Raw genomic sequence first — 19,601 nt, 5'->3', positions numbered from 1 at the left:
CCGTCTCAAGGACTGGCGTCGCCTCGCCACCCGCTTCGATCGCAACATCAAAAACTTCATGGGTGCCGTCGCTCTCGCCGCAGCCGTCATCTGGTGGCTCTAGTGAGTCCGGACCCTAGGCATCATCAGCCGTCTTCGCGACCGGTGCGCCGGCTATCCTGCAACGCTCGCGACTCGCGGCGGCGGCACGACGCGGGCTATTTGCAAGAGAGGCCGCATCGGCAGCCTCTCCAGTCTCCAGGGGCTCCTATGCGGACAGGCGTCCACCACCGGAGCGCGACCGGATCATCCACGGCATGACGCCGGGAGATTTCACCAGAATGCCCTTCTTCTCTCCAAAAGAGCGAATGGCATTGCGCCCAGTTTTTACCGGTTTGTGACCGTCGAAGGCCATGTAGCAGGTCTTCAATGCCGCGTCGTGAACGATATCACGATCTCTTTCAGGCCATTCTTCCAGAAAATCTATGGCGTCTTCCAGGCACGTTATCTCTCGGATCAGTTCTCTGCGTTCCCTCAGATATACGGGCCTATCAAATACCTTCGAGTTCATCTCTACCTCACTGAAAACGTTGGTGATCAACAAGGGTGGTGTCGGGATCGAGCACCGACCGAGGATGTATTTTCCTAGGTTTTCGGTTTCAAGATCAGTCTCAGCAGCGCCAGTAAAAAACACGACAAGATGGCGCCACGAGCCTATGGGGGGCACCCTCAAACCTCAATCTTCGATGACGACGCCTTATCGATGAACCACTCCCCTAACTCACTGTGATCGCCCCAGTGAACACGAGGGCAGTAACGTCGAGGTCGAACCGCTCTACGGCCTTTGACGTCCTCCCAGGGACCGGTTCGACTAAATGCAGAAAAAAGGAATGCTTCCGGCGGTGCTGTCGCTCAATCTCAGTGTCCGAAATCCTCTGCCCCACGTAGATTCCGTCATCGACTTTGTGTCCCTCGACCAAAACAGAATGCTTCACCGTGAATTTTACTGGGATGATGGTCATTGGTTTCCTCCAGTTGGCAGCACTTTGACACGGACCTGACGGAAGAAGAACTCGACTACATGGTAAAGACCTATGTCATAAGCGCTGGCATGCGTTGATACCGTTCGTCCAGTCTTGACTTGCCGCCCGTCTCGCGGCCTTCGGCGAGCATTTCCCCCGATCCTGCTGATGCTCGGCCTTGCCAGCCGATTGTCCGCGCTGCGCTTCTGGCAATGATGCTGGTGATCGAGATCCTCGTCTATCCAGGCGCCTGGCGAGCCACGGCACTTGCGCTGCCTGCCTGCTGTTCATAGCGGTGCGCAGACCGAGGCGGGTTTTCGCTTAATGCGGTTATCGCATGTCGAGTTTGTCGGTCAGCGTGGACTACATACTCGAGGTTTCTTTGGGGCTCTTGAAACGGAAGCGTACCTTTGGCCCCAGCCAAATCCGAGTAGTTACCGCGCGATTTCAATTACGACCTGTAATTTGACTATCTCGAAGTCGCTAACAAGCACATCTATCCTCAGCTGCCATTCCCCCGATAACGGAAGGACCACGCCTTCGCTCCGCCAAGTTCCATCTTTGAGGGTGGCTTTGCGCCGCATCGGCTCGACGCCAGCCTGAGAATTGGAGAATACAAACACCACCTCTTTCGGCACCATCGCCGAAAAGTCCGGCGCCATGACCAAAGCGGAAACCTCAACGGGGCCGGCACGGCCGGGCGTTATGGTTACCTCTGCAATGGCCTTGTCGGAGTGAATGTGAACCGACACCGGCTGAGCGGCGACGACGGCGAGCGCCCGCGGCGGCGGTGTAAACCGCCAAGTGGCCGCAACCGCCAGAATTGCCAAGACCAGAATGGTTTCCACGAAAACGACGCGCGCAAGCCTGTGCCTTGCTTTCCCCTCTCCAGCCTGTGCGGGTTTGGTCAGTGCCCACCGATTGAACGAGACCACCAGGAACAGCACCAGTATGAGGCCCAGCTTGGCGAGCAGAACGTTTCCGTAGGCGGTGTCGAGCAAGGCTGCCGGTCTCTCGACCTGAACGATTGCGAGCGCAATGCCTGCAATGATAAGGATGCCGACGGCGACCGGAATCAACCGAGCAAATCTCGCGAGCGCCGCCCGCCCGGTTTCAGCATCATGCCGCAAGGCATGGATCAGCGGGAGAAGGGCGCCGGCCCAGATGGCGATTGTCAATGAATGCAGGAACACGGCAGGCCGCATCAACAACTGAGGCGCGGCTGCACTAGCATGGCCGCTCAGCGCCAACGCGGCGGCGCCTGCGATCAGCGCAATTGACGCGACGGCTCGGCCCATGGCCGAACCCTGGACCCACAGCGCCACTACCGACAAGAAGAAAGCGCCGATCAGGAGAATGACGGTGCGGCCAAAACTCGTCTCGAATCCTGCCATCCAAGCCGCCGACGTGACCAATTCGGAAAGTGGAAGGTCAAGCGAGTCAAGACCCTGCAAGCCTGCTGATGCCAGGGTCGCGATCACGCCGATCGCGATCAGCGCGGACGTCAAGCGTTTCACACCGCCCGTCGGTGGTATGAGCCAACGAAGTGCGAAGGTGCCGCCAATGCCGAGGAACAGCCCGGCGTATAGACCAATCTTCGAGATCCATAAGGCCGCGCGCACGAACCAGTCGACGCTCTCCGTCGCTCTCGGCTTTGACGCACTCGATGCTCCTATGGAGAAGATGCTGGAACCGCCGACCGGATGGCCGTCCTCCGAAACAACCCGCCATGTCATGACATAGGTGCCGTCCACGAGATCATCGGGCGGCGTGATCTCAAGCGTCTTGTCGCGAAGAGCGAAGCGTTCAAGGTTTGTCGTGGCGCCATCGGGACGCACGAGCTTCAGGACGAGCGGCGAGACGGGCTCGCTGAAGGACAGCGAAAACATCGTCGGAGGTGTCGCAACCACCGTGCCATCCGACGGCGTTGCTGATGTCAGCGATGCATGCGCCAGCGCAGCCATTGTCAGACAGGACCAGGTGAGACCTGTGATCAAAGCCAGAAGGCCAAGCCGACCGAGGCGGTGGTTTCGCATGCACATTCTCCGGACTGGGTAGATTGGCTGGCGCCCCGAGAGCGCCAGCCGAAGTTATCAGTGGCCGCTCACGGCTTCGAGCAGCTTGACGCCTGGAGCCGGCAGCTCCAGATCGTCTTCAGACTGGCCTGCGGCCGGGATTTCGATCCAACGCTCGGCAGCGCCGTCCGGGCATTCCTGCACGACCGGAAAATAGAGCGTTTCGCCTGCCTTCAGATCTTTCGTCAGATAAACGCGCAGCACGAATTCATCGTATTCGTCATCACCGAGGTTGCCGCCGCTCCAGACGATCTCCTTAACGCCTTCGCTCGTCGGCGTGCCGTAATAGTCGTAGGACTTGGCGTAGGCGCCCTTGACCTTTTCCAGGGTCCAGCCGGCCTTCGGCTGCGGCTTGACCGCGATGACGCCTTCCGGAATCTGCACGCGAAGGACATTGGTCGGCTTGCCTTCGCAGCCGTGCGGCACCTGAAGGATGGCACGGTAGGTCGACCCGACAGGGGCTTCCTTGAGCTGCAGGGAGACATGGGCAAGGGCGGCCGAGGTGCCGACCGCAAGGGCTGCAATGGTAACGAGGGTATGCTTCAGCATAGGTATTCTCCTGAATTGCCGGTCATCCCGCCGGCGGGTTTTAGAAACGGGTGGAGATAGCGGAGTTCGGTCTTTCCAGACGGCATCGAGGAGATGATGAACATAATGGCGGCGCAGGACATCCGATCGCCGTTATCTTGCGTTCACGCAGAGGCACCGTGATCGCGAGTAAACTCGCGATAGGTCTTCATCATCATGCTCGTCGTAAGGAACGGTCGCCCATCAGGCGAAGGGAGGCGCCCGAGGATTGCCGGGAAGGCTATCGAGTACAGAATGGAAAGGTTCCGCAAACCTGATGACGGGCCGCTGAAGCGGTTCGGAAAGCGGGTTGAACAGGACCGCGACAGACGTATCCGCCGGAACGAAGGAATGGACTAGCCCGCAAGCCAGTGTGCAGCATTCCGGGAGTAATGGACGATCCTTGTTCGGCGTGGAGCCGGAATCGTCACCTTCCGCGCTGTTGATGCACAGCATGTTGCCGAACGCATCGACCATCGGTGTCGCGGCATTCGCCGCCATCGCGAAAGTGCCGAGAAGGATCTGCAACGCCATGACGATGGCGACGGCTACTGCCACCAATCCAAACCTGCCATGTCTTCGCCGCTTCGTCATTCAGACCTCTCGCATTATGTCTTAGCAATGCGCTGACACACTGAACAGAGCCCATTCACCGCCGAATTGTCGCATCACCGCCAATAGTGATCATCGAGATGGCGCGGCTGCGGTCTTTTCAATTTGTTTCGCTTGTCGGCGAAGGCCAAACGCCCCTACCATCCCCAACCCGCCAAGCCCCACCGTCAAAGATGAGAGGGATACGAACGACGGCCAGTGTTCAGGTACCGAGCGCCAGTGCGGCCCGACGATCTCCGCGGTGTTGAAGGAAGAATTGCTATAGGCGCAGCCGATGAGGGTGGCGCCACTCATAATCATCTCGTGTTCGATTTCCGAGATGAGAAGGGTGGCACGGGCGGCAAGGCGCGGCACCTCCCGTGCGCGAAGCAGGACAGCCTTTGTGCCCGCGAGATCGGCATGGCCGCACTCGTTGAACGGGCTCGCCTCATCCGACAGCGTGCCAGGCACGAGGGTCCAGAGACAGCGCGCGTGCTGCGCCTTGGCAAAGACCATGAGCTTGTAGAGATCGCGATCGTCGTAGGAGCCGAGCGAACCCAGCGCAAGAATCCGCGTGCGATAGGCGGACAGGATCGCCATTTCGCCATGCGTGACGAAGGGGATCGAGATACCGCTCGTATCCTGCGGCACGCGGTTGCGGTGCGCGAACGCATCGCCCGCGAACAGGCACAAGACGGTCAATATGCCAAGCGCACGCGTTTTCACCGGCCTAACCGATCTCCAAATCCAATACAGGGAGGGTAGATAAATCAACGCCCACCTGCAAGCACGCCTGGACGCGACACGTCCTCACCGTCGCATGCTTAGGGGTTACTAATGACTTATAGCGGCAAGGCCATCTTGCCGCATTGAGGGCGTTGGAGAATCCGATTATGTTCGCGCCGTGTCCGATGGCACAGAGGGGCATATGGTCGAGGGCTTTCACCGAGTTGAGCAGTTTGGGGTGCGCATACTCTGCGCGCTTGCCTTGCTGCTTGTCGGGTTCGCTCACACGCCCCCGGCGATTGGCAGCCATGGCCTTTCGCCAAGCGAGCTCGCCGAGTTCGTACTGCCTGATGGCACTCTTCCGGTTCTGTGCCTTCCCTCCGAGGATGGATCGACAAAGAAGACGGACCACGTCGGCAAACAGGGTTGCGAGGCCTGCCGGCTCTCAGCCTCTGTCCTCCTGCCGTCTCCTGCCGATGCCGTTGGAGAGCGTATCCTTCGCGCCGGCGAGCATATCGTTCCGGTGCGCGTCGAAGCGTTCTACCGTCAGCTCTTTCCCCCGAACGCGTCCCCGCGCGGCCCCCCGTCCGGCCTGACAGCCTGAAGCGCTGCTGCTCTTGCAGCGGCAAACTCAGCCTGCGCCGGGGTCATCCGTCTGAACGGATCCATTCCGGTGCGTTGCCGGATTATGTTCCATGTTCGACAGGACCATCGTGGGTGCCGCAGCACCCGTCATACTCATCGACTCTCCAACACGGCCGAGGTGCAAGCCTCCTGCCCGTATCGCGGCCCGCACGCAGTTCATCTTTCATGGCGCAACGCGGCCGAGCGGTTTGCGGATCGTCGACGGCTGCATCGCCCTCTTCCAGGAACTCGCTGACGGACGTCGACTGATCCTCGACATTCTCGGCCCAGGAAAGGAGGTAAGTGCCGAACTTCTCGATCTGCGCCAGTGCAAGGCGATCACGCTAACCTCGACACAGATCGAGACGATCGAAAGCCTCCGCGAGCCATCTTCGCTCGAAGGCGCGCTACGCCAGATGCTGTGCCGTGCACAGGAGCATGCCTTGCTCCTCGGGCGCAAGACCGCTGTCGAACGCGTCGCAAGCGCCATACTCGATCTAGCCGCACAATTTACCCGCAGACGAAGAAACACGGCTGGCGGCCGAGCCACGTTCACCCTCTTTCTCACCCGTGCCGATCTTGCCGACTGGCTCGGACTGACGCTCGAAACCGTCAGCCGATGTTTTGGGGTGCTGAAGCGCTCCAAGCTGATCGCATTCGACCAGCCCGAACGCATCACGATCCGCGATCGCGCCGCCTTGGAAGCGATCGCGCTTGGCCGAGCAGGCCGGCACGCGCAGATCTGATCCAAAACCCTGGGGAACTATCCATGACAATGACAGCAGACACATCGCCAATCCGAGCGGACGGAACTTCACCGCGGTCCTTCTATGTGGCCGCCTGGCGATGGCACTTCTATGCCGGCCTCTATGTCGCGCCGTTTCTCATCATGCTCGCCGTCACCGGCTTGATCATGCTCTGGTCGTCGGTTCTGGTTGGTCGTGACGGCGAGAAGATCTTTGCCGTCACCCCTTCCGGTCAGGCGGTCCCTGTGTCCGTACAGGCTGACGCCGCAGCCGCGACGGTACCGGGCGGAACGCTCGTGCAATATATCGTGCCGAGAACCGGCGAACAGCCTGCGGTGTTCCGCATCAACGCTGGCGACACGTCGACAATGGTCGCTGTCGACCCCTATTCCGGCGTCGCGTTGGGGTCATGGGATCGCCGGGATGCGCTCTATGACCTCGCAAACGTCATCCATGGGACGCTTCTGATTGAAACGGTCGGCGATCGGCTGATTGAAGTCGCGGCCGGCTTCGGCGTGGTGCTGATCGTGACCGGCGTGTTTTTGTGGTGGCCGCGGGACGGACGCGGCTTGGCGCGTTCGCTCGTGCCCAACCTGTCGGGGCGCGGCCGACAGCTGTGGAAGTCGCTTCATCAGACAATCGGTGTCTGGGCCGCAATCGTGCTCGTGATTTTCCTTGTGTCGGGACTTAGCTGGGCCGGCATCTGGGGCGAGCGCATGACGCAGGCCTGGAGCACATTTCCGGCGGAGAAATGGGACAACGTCCCGCTTTCGGACGCAACCCACGCCAGCATGAACCATGGCGGGGTGAAGGCCGTCGCCTGGGCGCTCGAACAGACGCCCATGCCGGCCTCCGGCTCGCACGAAGGTCATGCAGGCATCCCGGACGGACAGTCGGTCGATCTCGACAGCGTCGTCGCTCTCGCCCGCACGATAGGCTTTGACGGCCGCTTCCAGCTCTCGTTCCCGAGCGGTGATAGCGGTGTCTGGACGCTCGCGCGAGACACGATGAGCAATGACAGCGCGGACCCGACGTCCGACCGTACCGTTCACATCGACCGCTATACCGGCAAAATCCTCGCCGATGTCGGCTTTTCCGATTACGGCGCGGCAGGCAAGGCGATGGCTGTCGGCATCGCGTTCCATGAAGGCGACATGGGCGTCTGGAATATCGCACTCAACACAGCCTTTTGTCTCTCCGTCATATTCATTTCGGTCAGCGGTGTCGTGATGTGGTGGAAGCGTCGGCCGTCCGGCGCAAGACGCCTGGTCGCACCCGCTGTGCCGGAGAAGATCGGCGTCTGGAAATCCGCCGCCGTCATTATGATCGCCGTGTCCCTGCTCTTCCCGCTCACCGGTATCGTTCTCGTCACCGTCCTTGCTCTTGACCTGCTGTTCATTCGGCATGTGCGGCCGGTCAAGCGCGTTTTGAGCTAACCCCTAATTCGTAGAAATTGGAGACTATCCATGAAGACGCTTATCGCCACACTCCTCCTCGTCACCGTGAGCCTGGCTTTGCCGGGCTCGGCCCTCGCCGAAGGCTTCAAGGTCGGAACCATTGAGATCAACCACCTCCATTCCCGCGCGATGCTGCCGGGTGCAAAAGTCGGGGGCGGCTACCTGAACATCACCAACACTGGCGCCGATGACCGTTTGGTGAGCGCGACCGCCGAGCGCGCGGGTACCGTGCAGCTTCATGAGATGAAGATGGACGGTGGGATCATGGTGATGCGCGAGCTGAAGGACGGCATAGCCGTGCCCGCGCACTCGACGGTCGAACTGAAGCCGGGCGGCTACCACGTCATGTTCATGAAGGTCAGTGAAGGCTTCAAGGAAGGAGAAGAGATCAAGGCCACCCTGACATTCGAAAAGGCCGGATCGGTTGAGGTCGAGTTCAAGGTCGGCCCCGCCGCAGGCTCAGCGGCCGCGGCGAGCGACGACGAGCATGCCAATGCGCACGAGCATCACAAGCCGCTCAGTGAGGCATCGGCTGTCACGGGCGATCCGCAACTCGATATCCCTGCCAAACTCAAGTCGATCTTCGAAACGCCGGACAAGACCCTTTCCGTCGCACCCGTCGTCGTCGAGGGCGATTGGGCGATTGCCGGCTGGACGCAAGACGCACGCGGCGGCCGTGCGCTCCTGAAGAAAAAGGGTGACGGTTGGAGCATCCACCTCTGCAGCGGCGACAGCCTAAAGGATCCCCATGCCCTCAAGACGATGGGCTTGTCCGACGAGCATGCAACGTCGATTGTGGCTAAGCTTGCCGAGGCGGAGAAGCATATCGCGCCGGAGACAGTCACGCTCTTTGCGAGCTTCGAGGGCACAGTCATGGTCGAGGGCGGCGACGCCCCGGCACATGGTGAGCACGAGGGGCATGCAAAATGACACCGCGAAACCCGTTCGTACTCATCTTTGCGTCTATCGGAACGATCTTTGGAGCGGTTCTTGTCGGCGTGATCGTCTGGGTTGCCATGAACAGTCCTCGTCCAGGACCGTTTGACGTCAAATTCTCACTTGTCGATGACAAGGGCGAACAGGTCGACCAAGGCCTGTTCAAGGGAAGCCCGTCGCTCGTTTATTTCGGGTACACGAATTGCCCGGAAGTGTGCCCGACCACGCTCTTCGAGGTTGCCGGATATCTAAAAGATCTTGGACCGGAGGGATCTGGCCTCAAGACTTACTTCTTCTCTGTCGATCCCGAACGTGACACGCCGGAAGTGATGCACGGCTATGTCACGGCATTCACGGACAGGATCAGGGGCATCACTGGCAGACCCGACGAGATGCAGAAAGTCATCGAGGGCTGGATGATTTATGCGGCCAAGCTGCCCAGCGAGGACGGCGACTACCACATGAGCCACACCATGTCGCTTCTGCTGATCGGCGCCGACGGACGCCTCAAGGGACTGCTGCCTTATGGCGCTGAGCGCGATCGCGCTCTCGAGCAAATCCGCAAGACGCTTCTCTGAAGAACGGTGGTGCCCACGATACGACTTGCACCGCCTCCATAGTGAAAATCGCTTCATTGTTCGGAGCACGCTTGGTCGACATAGTCGGCTATGCAGCTTGCGGCTTGGTTTGCAGCGGTACCGAACCGGATCTGGTTTCGCTGTCTCCCAACGCGACTTTGGCCAGCGCACGCTCAAGCGCCTCGATGCAGATCGGATCGTGCGACTTGCCTGCGTCCTCCCACAAGATCGCAAGGGCCTTGGCGATCGGCATAGCGGCTCTGTAGGGTCGGTCGGCGGTCAGAGCATCGAAGACATCCGCCGTCGAGACAATTCGGACCTCCATCGGAATATTCTCCGCCATTAAACCACGCGGATAGCCTTTCCCATCCAGCCGTTCATGGTGTGCCCCCCCGATCAGTGCCGCCTCGGAGAACGCCCCGATGGTAGACAGGATATGCTCTGAAAACTCGGCATGCCTCTTCATCTTGAGCCATTCATCCTCGTCAAGCTTGCCGGGCTTGTCGAGTACGCTGTTGCTGACACCGAGTTTGCCGACGTCGTGCAGCAAGGCAGCCCGCTTGAGGAGCCGGCGGGCCTCGAAACCGATGCCCATTTCCTCCGCGATCAGGTCGGTGAAGAGTGCCACACGATCACTGTGGCCGGAAGTATATGGGCTCTTGGCGTCGATGACCTTGGCGAAGCCGGCAGCAATGTCATCGAGGTAGTCGTCATCAGCCATAATTGCATGTTGACCCGGTTCGGAGGCCAACACGATTGCCTCCACATCGGAAGAGGACAAGGCATCCCAGAAAAGGCGGTTCTCTGACACGCGGACAAAGGCCTTGACCAAGGAGGGATCGAACCAATCGCCCTTGCGCTTCTTGACTTCCTTGAGTGCACTTTTCCGGCCGCCACTGACATGAAATATGTCGATTACCTGAGCCAGGAGAGCAATACGGGAAAACAGCGGTATCTGGTCGCCGGCGAGCCCATTCGGCTTTCCGCCCCCGTTCCAATGCTCGTCGAGTCCAAGGATTCCCTGGGCTACGCTTTCGGAGAACCGCATCTGTCGAGCGATCTCGGCGCCGCGCTGGCAACGCGTCTGAATGAGTTCGGTGGAGAGCTCTCCACCGTTTTGCAGAATGTTCAAAATACTGCGAAATCGCTCGGCAAGGCCTGACTGCATGCCGGTGTGGCTGATGACGAACCGGAGGACCTGGGTGAGACTGCCGTCAACCAGCTTGAAATCGCGTTTGAAATTCAGATCATCGGCGAGATAGAGTTCGCAGATGCGCGCGGCGTTGCTGCTACAGCCGAGATCCTTCAGCAAAAGCGTATAATAGAGATCATGCAATTGAACGTCATCAAGGCCGATCTCGCGACCGACATGCATGCCGATATAACAGCATCGGATGCAATGCCCCTCAGGTTGCCCCTCGGTCATATCGAGCGCCTTGCTCAAAGCTTCGATGATTTCCGCCAAGCGGATTTGAACGCCCGTCATAAGCTCGACCTCGTTGATAGCCGAACATTAGTTGAAGAAGGTTGTAGAAGGATTGAGCAACCGACGTTGGCGCAAAAATAAGAGCGCGACAGTCTACCCGGCAGGCCAGTTCCGCTTATTTCGCGAGGAAACAGAGATACTTACCGCGTCAATTTGGCGAACCCCTTCGCGAGAATAGGCCCGGTGGGGCGTTTGCTCCGTGAACCACCCGCTTCCTCGAGGGTTATCTCGTACAGCTGCGCATCTGCAGGCTTCGGAAGTGACCACCCGGCTAGCCTTGCCGAACGTGACCCGTTCAGCACCCCGAGAGACATTGGCCCCATTTCGATCGAGGGTAGTGTCCAGACCTGCATTGTCTTGTCGTCCGGAACCGTAAAATCCGTGAGCAGCCTCACATTGGCCGAGTCGTTTCCAAAGTCCTCAACTACGGCCTGGACTTCGCCGGCCTCATTCATAAGCACCGCCACAACAAGGGGCTCGACCTGTCGCGTTATGCTCCATGTCAGGCCTATAGCCAAAACGATCGAGGCAGCGATCGCCGATACGGCGGCCGCTCGCCAACCGGAGCGATGATTGTCGTTGACCGCCTTGGCGGGATTTGCCGCAATCGCAAGCGATGTCCGTTGCTGTTCGGTCAGTCTGGAGGAAATCGCATTCCATAGGCTCGGCGATACATCCGTCGGCGCGAGACCTGTATCGAGCGGCAAGAACCGTTCGTACGCCTCAGCCACGGCCTGCTTCAAAGCTGCATTGAGCTCGATTTCCGCCTCAACATATGCCCTGTCGCCGTCCTCGAGCAGACCAAGCACATACTCGTCAGCGATGACGGAGATTTCGTTGGATTCGAGGTTCATGCCATGCACTCCCGCAGCGAGGAAAGGCCCCGCCGAATCCAGGACTTTGCGGTGCCCAGCGGCAGCCGCAACCGTCCGGCAATCTCGCCGTGGGTGTACCCACCCACATACGCCATCAGGATGCCGCGTCTGCGCACGTCATCCAGCCTGCTCAGGCATTCGTGCAACCGGCTGCCCCGATCCAGCTTATGCCAAGCCGACATGATCTCATCCAGTTGGTCGGCATCCCGCAAGACCTCCAGCTGGCCGTCTTCGACCAAATCCTCGCGACGCCCGTCACGCAGCAGATTGAGAGCCCGGTTGCGGACAATTGCATAAATCCACCCCCGCGCCGAACCGCGTGCCGGCGAGTATTGGTGCGAATGGGTCCAGATGCGGATAAAGCCTTCCTGCACCACTTCCTCGGCAAGCTCACGGCGCCTCAAAATGCGTTGCGCCACGGCGACGAGACGTCCGGCTTCCTGGTCGAATATCCGCTTCAATGCATCCTGGTCGCCTTTTGCACAATCGGCAAGCGCTGCTTCAAGGTCTGTCGACTGGTCTGTCACCAAGGCCAAGCGCGGTCTCCTCCTGGTGGCTTGCTATAAGCATATCTGTCGTAGTCGCTGTTGCCATGCGGGTAACCGCTCGTCCAGTCCATAAGCTCGGCCGGCCCCGAGTTCACTATATCGTGACGACACACCGCAGGGCCGCGTGGATGCAGGGTCGGAAATATTTTTCAGGTCTGCATCCAGAGCAGTCTCTCAGGTGTCTTACGATGGAGAGCGCGCAGGTGGCTCATGCCGAAGGCTCTCAACCAAGCAGAAACACAACTGGAGACCAACATGACCATTGCTCGCACCGCATTTGCCGCCTCAACTGTTCTCGTCATATCCACGACTGCTGTCATGGCTGCCCCGGTCCTCGGCCTCACGGGTGAGAAAACCTTGATCATGTTCGACACGGCGACACCCGCCGTCAGCAAGACGATCGAGGTTACCGGCGTTGACAAGCTTGTGGGCGTCGATTTCCGCCCAGGAAACAAGACAGTGATCGGCGTGACATCTGAACACGCGATCGTGTCCATCGATCTGGAGACCGGCGCCGCAACCGAAGTCGCCAAGATGGACAAGATGCTCACGCTCACGGAAGCGCCTGTCGTGGTCGATTTCAATCCCGTGGCAGATCGCCTGCGTTTCATGACAGGCACCACGAACCACCGCGTCCATCCTGATACAGGTGCCGTGACCGTCGACGGTACGCTCGCTTTTGAAGAGGGCGATATGCACAAGGGTGAAACGCCGGACATCGTTGCGGCGGCCTATACAAACTCGATTGGAAAGCCTGAAAAGACGGCGATGTACAATATCGATGCGACCATCGGCGCCCTCGTCCAGCAGACCAAGCCGAATGACGGAACGCTGAAGGCGATTGGAAAACTCGGCCTCAAGGAGAAGCCCGCCACCTACGCCTTCGATATCCAGGGTGAAGAGGGCGGCAAGAACACCGCTTTCCTCGTAGCGAGCAAGGCTCTCTACACAGTCAATCTGGAAACGGGTGCGGCAACGGAGATCGGCGCTATCGATGGCCTTGAGAACGAGATCCGCGACATCGCAGTTCTGCCATCCATGTGATAGGTTGGCGCAGAAGCTGTCTTGAACGCCATTTGGTGAAACCGTTTGCACGATATGATCGGCCGCCCCAACGGTGCGGTCGATCTCACTTTACCGGAGAGTGCAATTCACGGTACGACAATTACGTGCACCTGATCACACATTTCAAGGAGCTCGCGATACTCAGCCGAACGCGAAAGACGATCACTATTTCCGAATGTTAGCATAGACCCGCCGGGGCCACCCTCCGGTGCCAAATGGGTTCAATTTCTCGTGCTTATACACACTGGAAGGCGTGCGAACCACCAATCCCGGTATTCAGTTATGGATTTGCTCTTGAATGGGCTCGAGCCAGCGGCCCGATAGTTGCGTCTTTGGCGGGCTGAGGTTCTCTATAATTCTGCAGGCGCCTGAAAGCGCTATATTCAGCTATCCGGGGCCCAGCAGGAACAAGTTCTTTTCACCCACATTGTGCCCTCGTCTTTGCACCGGCGAATCCAGGGCATCCCAGGTGAGCAGGACACCTCGCTCAGAGCTTCACGATCGCCTTGCGAGCCAACAAGCCTTGCGGTGCGAACAACAGAACTGCAATGACAAGCAGAATGGTGAAGGCGTCGCGATAGCTGAGTAGGCTTTCCGGCAGGTAGGCCTGCAAGAAGACCTCGATGAAGCCGAGCAGAAAGCCGCCGGCGACGGCGCCCGAAAGGCTGCCGAGGCCACCGATGATCGCCGCGATGAAGGCCTTGAGCACCGGCAGGAAGCCCATCAGCGGATCGACGCTGCCGCGTTGGGCCACCCAGAGAATGCCGGCAACACCCGCCATGAGGCCGGAAATCGCGAAGGCCGTGGCAACGACCGCATTGGCGCGGATGCCCATCAGGCGGACGATGGCGAAATCCTCCGATGCCGCCCGCATGGCGCGGCCCAGCACCGTGGTGCGCAGGAAGAGGTTGAGACCGACCAGCATGATGACCGTGACGAGAATGGAAATCGCCTGGATGACGCCGATATGCAGACCGCCGATCTCGATGGTGCCGGACAGGCTCATCGGCATCGGTACCGGCTTGGGGCGAGCGGAAATGAAGTTCTGGAACAGCACGCGCAGGATGGCACTGACGGCAAAGCTCGTCAGGAGCAGCGTCGTGCCGCTCGCGCCGCGCACCGGCCGGAAGGCGGTGCGCTCCATCAGCAGCACCAGCACGATCGCGACGGCTAGCGCGAAGATGACGGCAAGGCCGAAGGGCATCCCGACGATCAGTGCGAAGCAGAGGCCGTAACCGGCGACCGTCATCAGTTCGCCATGGGCGAAGTTGATGAGGCCCATGATCGAGAAGACGACGGCAAGACCGAGCGCCAGCAGCGCATAGGTACCCCCGAGGCTCAGCGCATTGACCAGCTGCTGCAGGAACATGTCCATGGATGGTTTTCCTTCTTGCCGGTCACGCGCCGAGATAGGCGCCCTGGATTTCGGTGGAATTGCGCAGATCGGCAGCGGAGCCTGACAGCACGATGCGGCCGTTCGCCATGACATAGCCGGCGTCGGCGATCTCCAGCGACAGCGAGACATTCTGCTCGACGAGCAAGATGGTCAGTCCACGCTGGCGCAGGCCGGCGATCAGCTCGAAAATCTGGTCGACGATCTGCGGGGCAAGGCCGAGCGACGGCTCGTCGAGCAGCAGGAGATCGGGCGAGGACATCATGGAGCGGGCGATCGCCAGCATCTGCTGTTCGCCGCCGGAGAGTGAGCCCGCCTTCTGATGCAGGCGCTCCCTCAGGATGGGAAAGCGCGACAGCATGTCCTCGCGCACCGCGTCGATCTGCCCCCTGCCCTTGTGCATGGCACCGCCGAGGAGAAGGTGTTCGTCGACCGTGAGGGTCGGGAAGATGCGGCGCCCTTCCGGTGTCAGGGTCATACCCATGCGCACGATCATCTCGGGCGGCAAGGTGGAAATGTCCTTGCCGGCGAAGGTCACGCGGCCGGCTTTCTTGGCGGCAAGGCCAACGAGCGCATTGAGCGTCGAGCTCTTGCCGGCGCCATTGGCACCGAGGAGGGTGACGATCTCGCCCTTGCGGACCTTGAGATCGACGCCCTTCAGCGCCTCGACCGGCCCATAGGCGACCTTGAGGCCGCTGACCTCGAGCATCGGGGTCTCGTCGGAAATGTCACGCGTCATCGGGCAAATCCTCGCCGCGGCTCATCCGCCCCGGCCAACAGCAGGAAGATTGCCCTCCGGCACGACCGGAGGGCATCACTTGAACATCACGGTGCGGGAACGTCCTCGGCCGCCGGCACACCCTGGCTGACCAGCGAGCGGTTGCCGCCATCGATGCGCACGAGCGAGACGGAGCGCAGCGGCATGCCCTGCGTACCGACATAGCTGATCTTGCCGGTCACGCCCTCGACGCCGTCGAGCGACGCGATGGCTTCGCGGATAGCTGTCGAGTCCACGCTGTCAGCCTTGGTGACGGCCGCCTCGATGACCTTGCCGAGATCGTAGCCGTTGGCGATGTAGACCGTGTCCGGGTCCTGGCCGAACTTCGCCTTGTACTTCTCGTTGAAGGCGGCAAGCGGGCTGCCTTCCGTCGCGAAGCCTGCCGTGGTGAAAACCACGCCGTCGACGAGCGGACCGAGACCGAAGGTTGTCGGGGAATCGATGCCATCGCTGCCGAGGATCGGCGTGGTGACGCCCGCACCGCGCAATTGGCGGATGAAGGCCGGGAAATCCGGTTCATAGGCGGCGGTCATGATGACGTCGGGCGCCGGGTTCAGCGCCTTGATCTTGGTGACTTCGGCGCTGAAATCCTGCTGGCCCATGCTGTAGGTGCCTTCGCCGACGACTTCGCCGCCCTTGCCCTTGAAGCTGGTCGCGAAATATTCCGGCAGCTTCAGCGTATACGCGGTATCCGGCGACTTTAGCACATAGGCGGTCTTGAAGCCCTTTTCCTTGGCATAGTTCGCCAGCACCGCGGCCTGCACGTTGTCGGCCGGGTAGTTGCCGAACATGTAGTCGCCGACGGCGAGCGGCATGGTCGGCGTCGTGGCGCAGAAGGAGAAGGCCGGGATCTGCGCAGCCTGGGTGATCTGGCCGGCGGCGATCGACGGGTCGGCGTCGCAGGGCGTGATGAGGATCTTGATACCCTCGTCGACCAGTTCTTGCGCCACGAGCGCGGTCTGGGCGGCATCCGAGCGGGTATCTTTGGCGATCAGCTTGATCGGGAATTTACCGGCGATGCCGCCGGCCGCGTTGATTTCGTCGACGGCCATCTGCAGGCCTTTCAGCGATGGCTGGTCATAGGGCGCAAGGCCGCCGGTCTGCGCGGTCGCAAGCCCGACGACAAGGTCCTCGGCAAGTACGGGGAACGCGAGGGCGCCAAGCGCGGTGGACAAGAACAAGGCCTTCAATGTCGTTTTCATTCTTATTCTCCTCTGGTGGTTATGCGGGCTTGCCGGCGGTATGCGGATCGAGATCCGGCATGGCGGCGTCGATTGCGGACTTCGTCTGCTGTGCCGTCGAACGGCGGCGACCGATATAGGCTTCAATGACGGCGGGATTGGCCTGGATTTCAGCGGGCGTGCCGATTGCGATCTGCTGGCCCTTGTTGAGCACCACGACCACGTCGCAGAGCCGCATGATGAGCTTCAGGTCGTGCTCGACGACGAGGAGCCCGAGGCGGTGCTTCGTGCGGATACGGTCGAGCACGGTCATCAGTTCCTGCGTTTCGGCCGGGTTCATGCCGGCGGCGGGCTCGTCGAGCAGCAGGTAACGGGGTTTCAGCGCCAGCGCGCGGGCAATTTCCAGCCGCCGTTGCGCACCGTAGGACAACGTGTCGGCAAGCTGGCCCTCGACAGTGCCGAGACCGACTTCAACCAGCGCCTCGCGGGCAAGGCCCACGGGATCGCGCTCGCCGGCGACGGCGCTTGCGGCGACCGTGACGTTTTCCAAGACGGTGAGGTTTTTGAAAAGACGGATATTCTGGAAGGTGCGGGCAAGGCCGGTGACCGGCACCCGATGCACCGGGAGCGACGCGACATCTGTGCCATCGATCATCACCCGGCCGGTGGACGGCGGCACCACACCCGAGACGCTGTTGATGAGCGTCGACTTGCCGGCGCCATTCGGGCCGATCAGGCCCGTAACGAGGCCCGGACGGATTTCGAAGTCGGCCTTTTCCAGCGCGACCAGCCCGGAGAAACGCTTGCCGACATTTTCGACGCGCAGCGTACCGGTATCCCTGGGCGTTGCCTGCACCGGCTGCCCGGCCATCGGCTTGACGACGCCCGCGGCGAGGCGCTTGAGGAACGGCACCTGCTCGTCGATTTCGCGCACGCCGAGCAGGCCATCCTGAAGGCGATACATGACAAGCAGGATGGCAAGGCCGATGCCGATATCGGTGAGACCGAACACCGTCGGCAGCGAGAAGACGCCGAGATCGACGCCGCCTTCCAGCTTTCGCAGCAGTTCCACGATCAGCATGATGACGGCCGAACCGACGACCGCACCGGAGACGGTGGTGATGCCACCGAGGATCAGCATTGCGAGCAGCATGAAGGTGAAGTTGAAATAAAAATCCTTCGGCGAGAAGGCGCCGATGAAATGCGCAAACAGCACGCCCGCCGCCCCGGACAGGATCGCACCCAGCACCCAGGCCAGGAAGCGGTGCAGGCGCACATTGACGCCGACGGCCGTCGAGGCAATCTCATCCTCCCGCGAAGCGCGCAGCTTCATACCGGCGGCGCTATCGCGATAGATACGCGCGACGGCGACCGCGAGAATGGCGAAAGGAAGCGCGACCCAGATATTCACCGCACGGGGAATGCCGAAGAAGGTCTGGCTGCCGCGGGTAAAGTCGCTGGAGGCGACCAACACGACATGCACGATGACGAGGAAGCCGAGCGTACAGATCGAGGCCGAGGAGCCGCCGAGCCGGGCAACCGGAATGCCGATGGCGACCGCCACCAGCGCGACGACGACAAGCGCCACAAGAAGGGCCGGCAGAAACGGCATGCCCCAGCCCATCAGCCAGTCCGGCAGATTCGGTAGTGCTGTCTTCTGCACGATCGGATTGATGGTCAGGAGGCCGGACGCATAGGCGCCGACGGCCATGAAGCCGACATTGCCGAACGAGATGATGCCGGAATTGCCGCTGTAGACGCCAATGCCGATGACGGCGATCACGTTGATCAGGAACAGCGTCACCAGCCGTTCCCCTGCCCCTGGAAAGAGGCCTTTCGCCACCAGGGCCGCGACCACCAGGGGGAGCACCGTCGCGATGATCCCGACGACGGTTCCGCGCCTTATGCGCACCATCAGCATTCTCCCGATTTGCGGCTTCTTTTGTCGAGCCCGTTCCCGCAACAAACGTTAATCGAGAAACCGCGTATGTCAATCTTGTTTCATTTTTTATTGTCTGCTAGCAAGAATGTAACAAAATTAAAATCGCGCCACGAACGCCGATCACGAGAGGGAGGCAAGGAATGGCCATTCGAGACCGCCTGACGGACGGGGAAATCGCCTTCACACGGGCGGAGCTGAAAATCGTGCGGCAGCTGCTGTCGAACTATCCGGCAGCCGGGCTCAACACGGTTGCGCATCTCGCCGCGGCCGCCGATGTCAGCAACCCTACGGTCGTGCGCTTTGCCAACAAGCTTGGCTTCGAAGGCTATCCAGAATTCCAGGCGGCGCTTCTCAGCGAAGTGCAGGAGCGGATGAGCTCGCCGCTCTCCATGCTCGACACGCGCAAGCCGTCCCTGGAACAAGAGAATTTCTACCAATACTTTTTGCGTGCCAGCATTCACGCGCTGGAAGCGTCGATGCAGATGCTGCCGCCCGATGATTTCGAGGCCGCCATCGATGCCGCCGCCGATCTCAACATGCGCGTTCATTGCCTCGGCGGACGGTTCAGCGGCTTCCTTGCCGGTCTTCTGTGGTCGCATATGAAGCAGCTGCGCGGCGAAACGCGCTGGATCAACGGCTCGCAGGCCGATCAGGTCGACCAGCTGGTCGATCTCGGCAAGCGCGACGTGCTCTTCGTCTATGACTACCGACGCTACCAGATCGACACGATCCGTTTTGCCCGACAGGCGGCCAAGCAGGGTGCGCGCATCGTGCTCTTCACCGACCGCTGGGTTTCGCCGATCGCCGAATTCGCCTCCGTTACGCTGATGGCGCCGGTCGATACGGTCTCGCCCTATGACACGATGGTGCCCGCCATCGCCCAGACTGAGGCGCTGATCGCCGGCCTGACCGCGCGCCTTGCCAACCAGTCGCGCGGCCGCATCGAGCGCATGGAGGAGCTGCGCCGCAGCTATGCCATCACCGAAGACGCCTACAGCCCGCCGGTCGACGGTAGCAAATGACATTGCGCCC

The 19,601-nt window shown here is 60.6% G+C and carries 18 protein-coding genes and 1 pseudogene; 7 read left to right on the top strand and 12 right to left on the bottom strand.

All coding sequences use genetic code 11. The features are described from left to right. Window positions 1-103: pseudogene (locus P9A16_RS33090) on the top strand (IS5/IS1182 family transposase); the annotation flags it as partial. A 144-nt stretch (window positions 104-247) separates the two neighbouring features. On the opposite strand, the gene P9A16_RS33085 reads toward P9A16_RS33090, so the two are convergent. The 5 genes from P9A16_RS33085 to P9A16_RS33065 form a co-directional block, all read right to left on the bottom strand. Continuing rightward, on the bottom strand, window positions 248-550 hold the full coding sequence (locus P9A16_RS33085) for a DUF982 domain-containing protein (RefSeq protein ID WP_130520345.1): 303 nt from the start codon (window positions 548-550) through the stop codon (window positions 248-250). Between the two features lie 885 nt (window positions 551-1,435). Continuing rightward, on the bottom strand, window positions 1,436-3,037 hold the full coding sequence (locus P9A16_RS33080; RefSeq protein ID WP_272790533.1) for a copper resistance CopC/CopD family protein: 1,602 nt from the start codon (window positions 3,035-3,037) through the stop codon (window positions 1,436-1,438). A 57-nt stretch (window positions 3,038-3,094) separates the two neighbouring features. Further along, the gene (locus P9A16_RS33075) at window positions 3,095-3,625 is read right to left on the bottom strand and encodes a YcnI family copper-binding membrane protein (RefSeq protein ID WP_130520350.1); all 531 of its coding nucleotides are present in this window, start codon (window positions 3,623-3,625) and stop codon (window positions 3,095-3,097) included. Between the two features lie 222 nt (window positions 3,626-3,847). Continuing rightward, a complete protein-coding gene (locus P9A16_RS33070; protein ID WP_278026426.1) occupies window positions 3,848-4,201 on the bottom strand; it encodes a DUF2946 family protein in 354 nt (117 codons plus the stop codon). 126 nt (window positions 4,202-4,327) lie between these two features. Continuing rightward, window positions 4,328-4,960, bottom strand: a complete 633-nt coding sequence (locus P9A16_RS33065) for a hypothetical protein (RefSeq protein WP_130520354.1) — start codon at window positions 4,958-4,960, stop codon at window positions 4,328-4,330. A gap of 695 nt (window positions 4,961-5,655) precedes the next feature. Here P9A16_RS33065 and P9A16_RS33060 point away from each other — a divergent pair. Genes P9A16_RS33060 through P9A16_RS33045 form a run of 4 tightly spaced genes read left to right on the top strand, consistent with a single transcriptional unit; the run spans window position 5,656 to window position 9,301 of the window. Further along, window positions 5,656-6,330: a helix-turn-helix domain-containing protein gene (locus tag P9A16_RS33060; RefSeq protein WP_130520360.1), complete on the top strand. Its 675-nt coding sequence runs from the start codon at window positions 5,656-5,658 to the stop codon at window positions 6,328-6,330. A 23-nt stretch (window positions 6,331-6,353) separates the two neighbouring features. Next, window positions 6,354-7,766 (top strand): PepSY-associated TM helix domain-containing protein, encoded by a 1,413-nt coding sequence (locus P9A16_RS33055; protein WP_130520362.1) that lies wholly within the window; start codon window positions 6,354-6,356, stop codon window positions 7,764-7,766. 30 nt (window positions 7,767-7,796) lie between these two features. Next, window positions 7,797-8,717, top strand: coding sequence for a copper uptake system-associated protein (locus P9A16_RS33050; RefSeq protein WP_130520364.1), 921 nt, complete (start codon window positions 7,797-7,799; stop codon window positions 8,715-8,717). Then, the gene (locus tag P9A16_RS33045) at window positions 8,714-9,301 is read left to right on the top strand and encodes an SCO family protein (RefSeq protein ID WP_130520365.1); all 588 of its coding nucleotides are present in this window, start codon (window positions 8,714-8,716) and stop codon (window positions 9,299-9,301) included. The genes P9A16_RS33050 and P9A16_RS33045 overlap by 4 nt, the downstream gene beginning before the upstream one ends. An 88-nt stretch (window positions 9,302-9,389) precedes the next feature. On the opposite strand, the gene P9A16_RS33040 is transcribed toward P9A16_RS33045, so the two are convergent. The 3 genes from P9A16_RS33040 to P9A16_RS33030 form a co-directional block, all read right to left on the bottom strand. Continuing rightward, window positions 9,390-10,787, bottom strand: coding sequence for an HD-GYP domain-containing protein (locus P9A16_RS33040; RefSeq protein ID WP_130520368.1), 1,398 nt, complete (start codon window positions 10,785-10,787; stop codon window positions 9,390-9,392). 140 nt (window positions 10,788-10,927) lie between these two features. Beyond that, entirely contained in the window at window positions 10,928-11,641 is a 714-nt protein-coding gene (locus P9A16_RS33035; RefSeq protein WP_130520370.1) for an anti-sigma factor, read from the bottom strand. Continuing rightward, entirely contained in the window at window positions 11,638-12,189 is a 552-nt protein-coding gene (locus tag P9A16_RS33030) for a sigma-70 family RNA polymerase sigma factor (RefSeq protein WP_130520423.1), read from the bottom strand. Before P9A16_RS33030 ends, P9A16_RS33035 begins: the two co-directional genes overlap by 4 nt. 339 nt (window positions 12,190-12,528) lie before the next feature. Between P9A16_RS33030 and P9A16_RS33025 the strand changes: the two genes are divergently transcribed. Then, the gene (locus P9A16_RS33025) at window positions 12,529-13,254 is read left to right on the top strand and encodes a DUF4394 domain-containing protein (protein ID WP_245462388.1); all 726 of its coding nucleotides are present in this window, start codon (window positions 12,529-12,531) and stop codon (window positions 13,252-13,254) included. A gap of 508 nt (window positions 13,255-13,762) precedes the next feature. Here P9A16_RS33025 and P9A16_RS33020 read toward each other — a convergent pair. The 4 genes from P9A16_RS33020 to P9A16_RS33005 all read right to left on the bottom strand — a co-directional run bounded on the left by P9A16_RS33020 (window position 13,763) and on the right by P9A16_RS33005 (window position 18,542). Continuing rightward, the gene (locus P9A16_RS33020; protein ID WP_130520372.1) at window positions 13,763-14,650 is read right to left on the bottom strand and encodes a branched-chain amino acid ABC transporter permease; all 888 of its coding nucleotides are present in this window, start codon (window positions 14,648-14,650) and stop codon (window positions 13,763-13,765) included. Between the two features lie 22 nt (window positions 14,651-14,672). Continuing rightward, window positions 14,673-15,377, bottom strand: a complete 705-nt coding sequence (locus P9A16_RS33015) for an ABC transporter ATP-binding protein (RefSeq protein ID WP_165909459.1) — start codon at window positions 15,375-15,377, stop codon at window positions 14,673-14,675. A 116-nt stretch (window positions 15,378-15,493) separates the two neighbouring features. Then, window positions 15,494-16,648, bottom strand: coding sequence for an ABC transporter substrate-binding protein (locus P9A16_RS33010; protein WP_130520375.1), 1,155 nt, complete (start codon window positions 16,646-16,648; stop codon window positions 15,494-15,496). Between the two features lie 19 nt (window positions 16,649-16,667). Then, entirely contained in the window at window positions 16,668-18,542 is a 1,875-nt protein-coding gene (locus P9A16_RS33005; protein WP_130520377.1) for a branched-chain amino acid ABC transporter ATP-binding protein/permease, read from the bottom strand. A gap of 167 nt (window positions 18,543-18,709) precedes the next feature. On the opposite strand from P9A16_RS33005, the gene P9A16_RS33000 reads away from it, so the two are divergent. Beyond that, window positions 18,710-19,591: a MurR/RpiR family transcriptional regulator gene (locus P9A16_RS33000; RefSeq protein ID WP_130520379.1), complete on the top strand. Its 882-nt coding sequence runs from the start codon at window positions 18,710-18,712 to the stop codon at window positions 19,589-19,591. Window positions 19,592-19,601 lie beyond the last annotated feature (10 nt).

Source organism: Shinella sp. 838 (assembly GCF_029623935.1).
Lineage (GTDB): Bacteria > Pseudomonadota > Alphaproteobacteria > Rhizobiales > Rhizobiaceae > Shinella.
The sequence above is the reverse complement of the archived record's forward strand: the minus strand, read 5'-3'. Positions and strand labels throughout refer to the sequence as shown.

Bases quoted from the DNA above. Each gene is read 5' to 3' on its own strand.
- P9A16_RS33080 (WP_272790533.1), bottom strand. From the start codon at position 3,037: ATGCGAAACCACCGCCTCGGTCGGCTTGGCCTTCTGGCTTTGATCACA.
- P9A16_RS33005 (WP_130520377.1), bottom strand. From the start codon at position 18,542: ATGGTGCGCATAAGGCGCGGAACCGTCGTCGGGATCATCGCGACGGTG.
- P9A16_RS33025 (WP_245462388.1), top strand. From the start codon at position 12,529: ATGGCTGCCCCGGTCCTCGGCCTCACGGGTGAGAAAACCTTGATCATG.
- P9A16_RS33045 (WP_130520365.1), top strand. From the start codon at position 8,714: ATGACACCGCGAAACCCGTTCGTACTCATCTTTGCGTCTATCGGAACG.
- P9A16_RS33010 (WP_130520375.1), bottom strand. From the start codon at position 16,648: ATGAAAACGACATTGAAGGCCTTGTTCTTGTCCACCGCGCTTGGCGCC.
- P9A16_RS33015 (WP_165909459.1), bottom strand. From the start codon at position 15,377: ATGCTCGAGGTCAGCGGCCTCAAGGTCGCCTATGGGCCGGTCGAGGCG.
- P9A16_RS33035 (WP_130520370.1), bottom strand. From the start codon at position 11,641: ATGAACCTCGAATCCAACGAAATCTCCGTCATCGCTGACGAGTATGTG.
- P9A16_RS33060 (WP_130520360.1), top strand. From the start codon at position 5,656: ATGTTCGACAGGACCATCGTGGGTGCCGCAGCACCCGTCATACTCATC.
- P9A16_RS33085 (WP_130520345.1), bottom strand. From the start codon at position 550: ATGAACTCGAAGGTATTTGATAGGCCCGTATATCTGAGGGAACGCAGA.
- P9A16_RS33050 (WP_130520364.1), top strand. From the start codon at position 7,797: ATGAAGACGCTTATCGCCACACTCCTCCTCGTCACCGTGAGCCTGGCT.
- P9A16_RS33075 (WP_130520350.1), bottom strand. From the start codon at position 3,625: ATGCTGAAGCATACCCTCGTTACCATTGCAGCCCTTGCGGTCGGCACC.
- P9A16_RS33000 (WP_130520379.1), top strand. From the start codon at position 18,710: ATGGCCATTCGAGACCGCCTGACGGACGGGGAAATCGCCTTCACACGG.
- P9A16_RS33020 (WP_130520372.1), bottom strand. From the start codon at position 14,650: ATGGACATGTTCCTGCAGCAGCTGGTCAATGCGCTGAGCCTCGGGGGT.
- P9A16_RS33040 (WP_130520368.1), bottom strand. From the start codon at position 10,787: ATGACGGGCGTTCAAATCCGCTTGGCGGAAATCATCGAAGCTTTGAGC.
- P9A16_RS33055 (WP_130520362.1), top strand. From the start codon at position 6,354: ATGACAATGACAGCAGACACATCGCCAATCCGAGCGGACGGAACTTCA.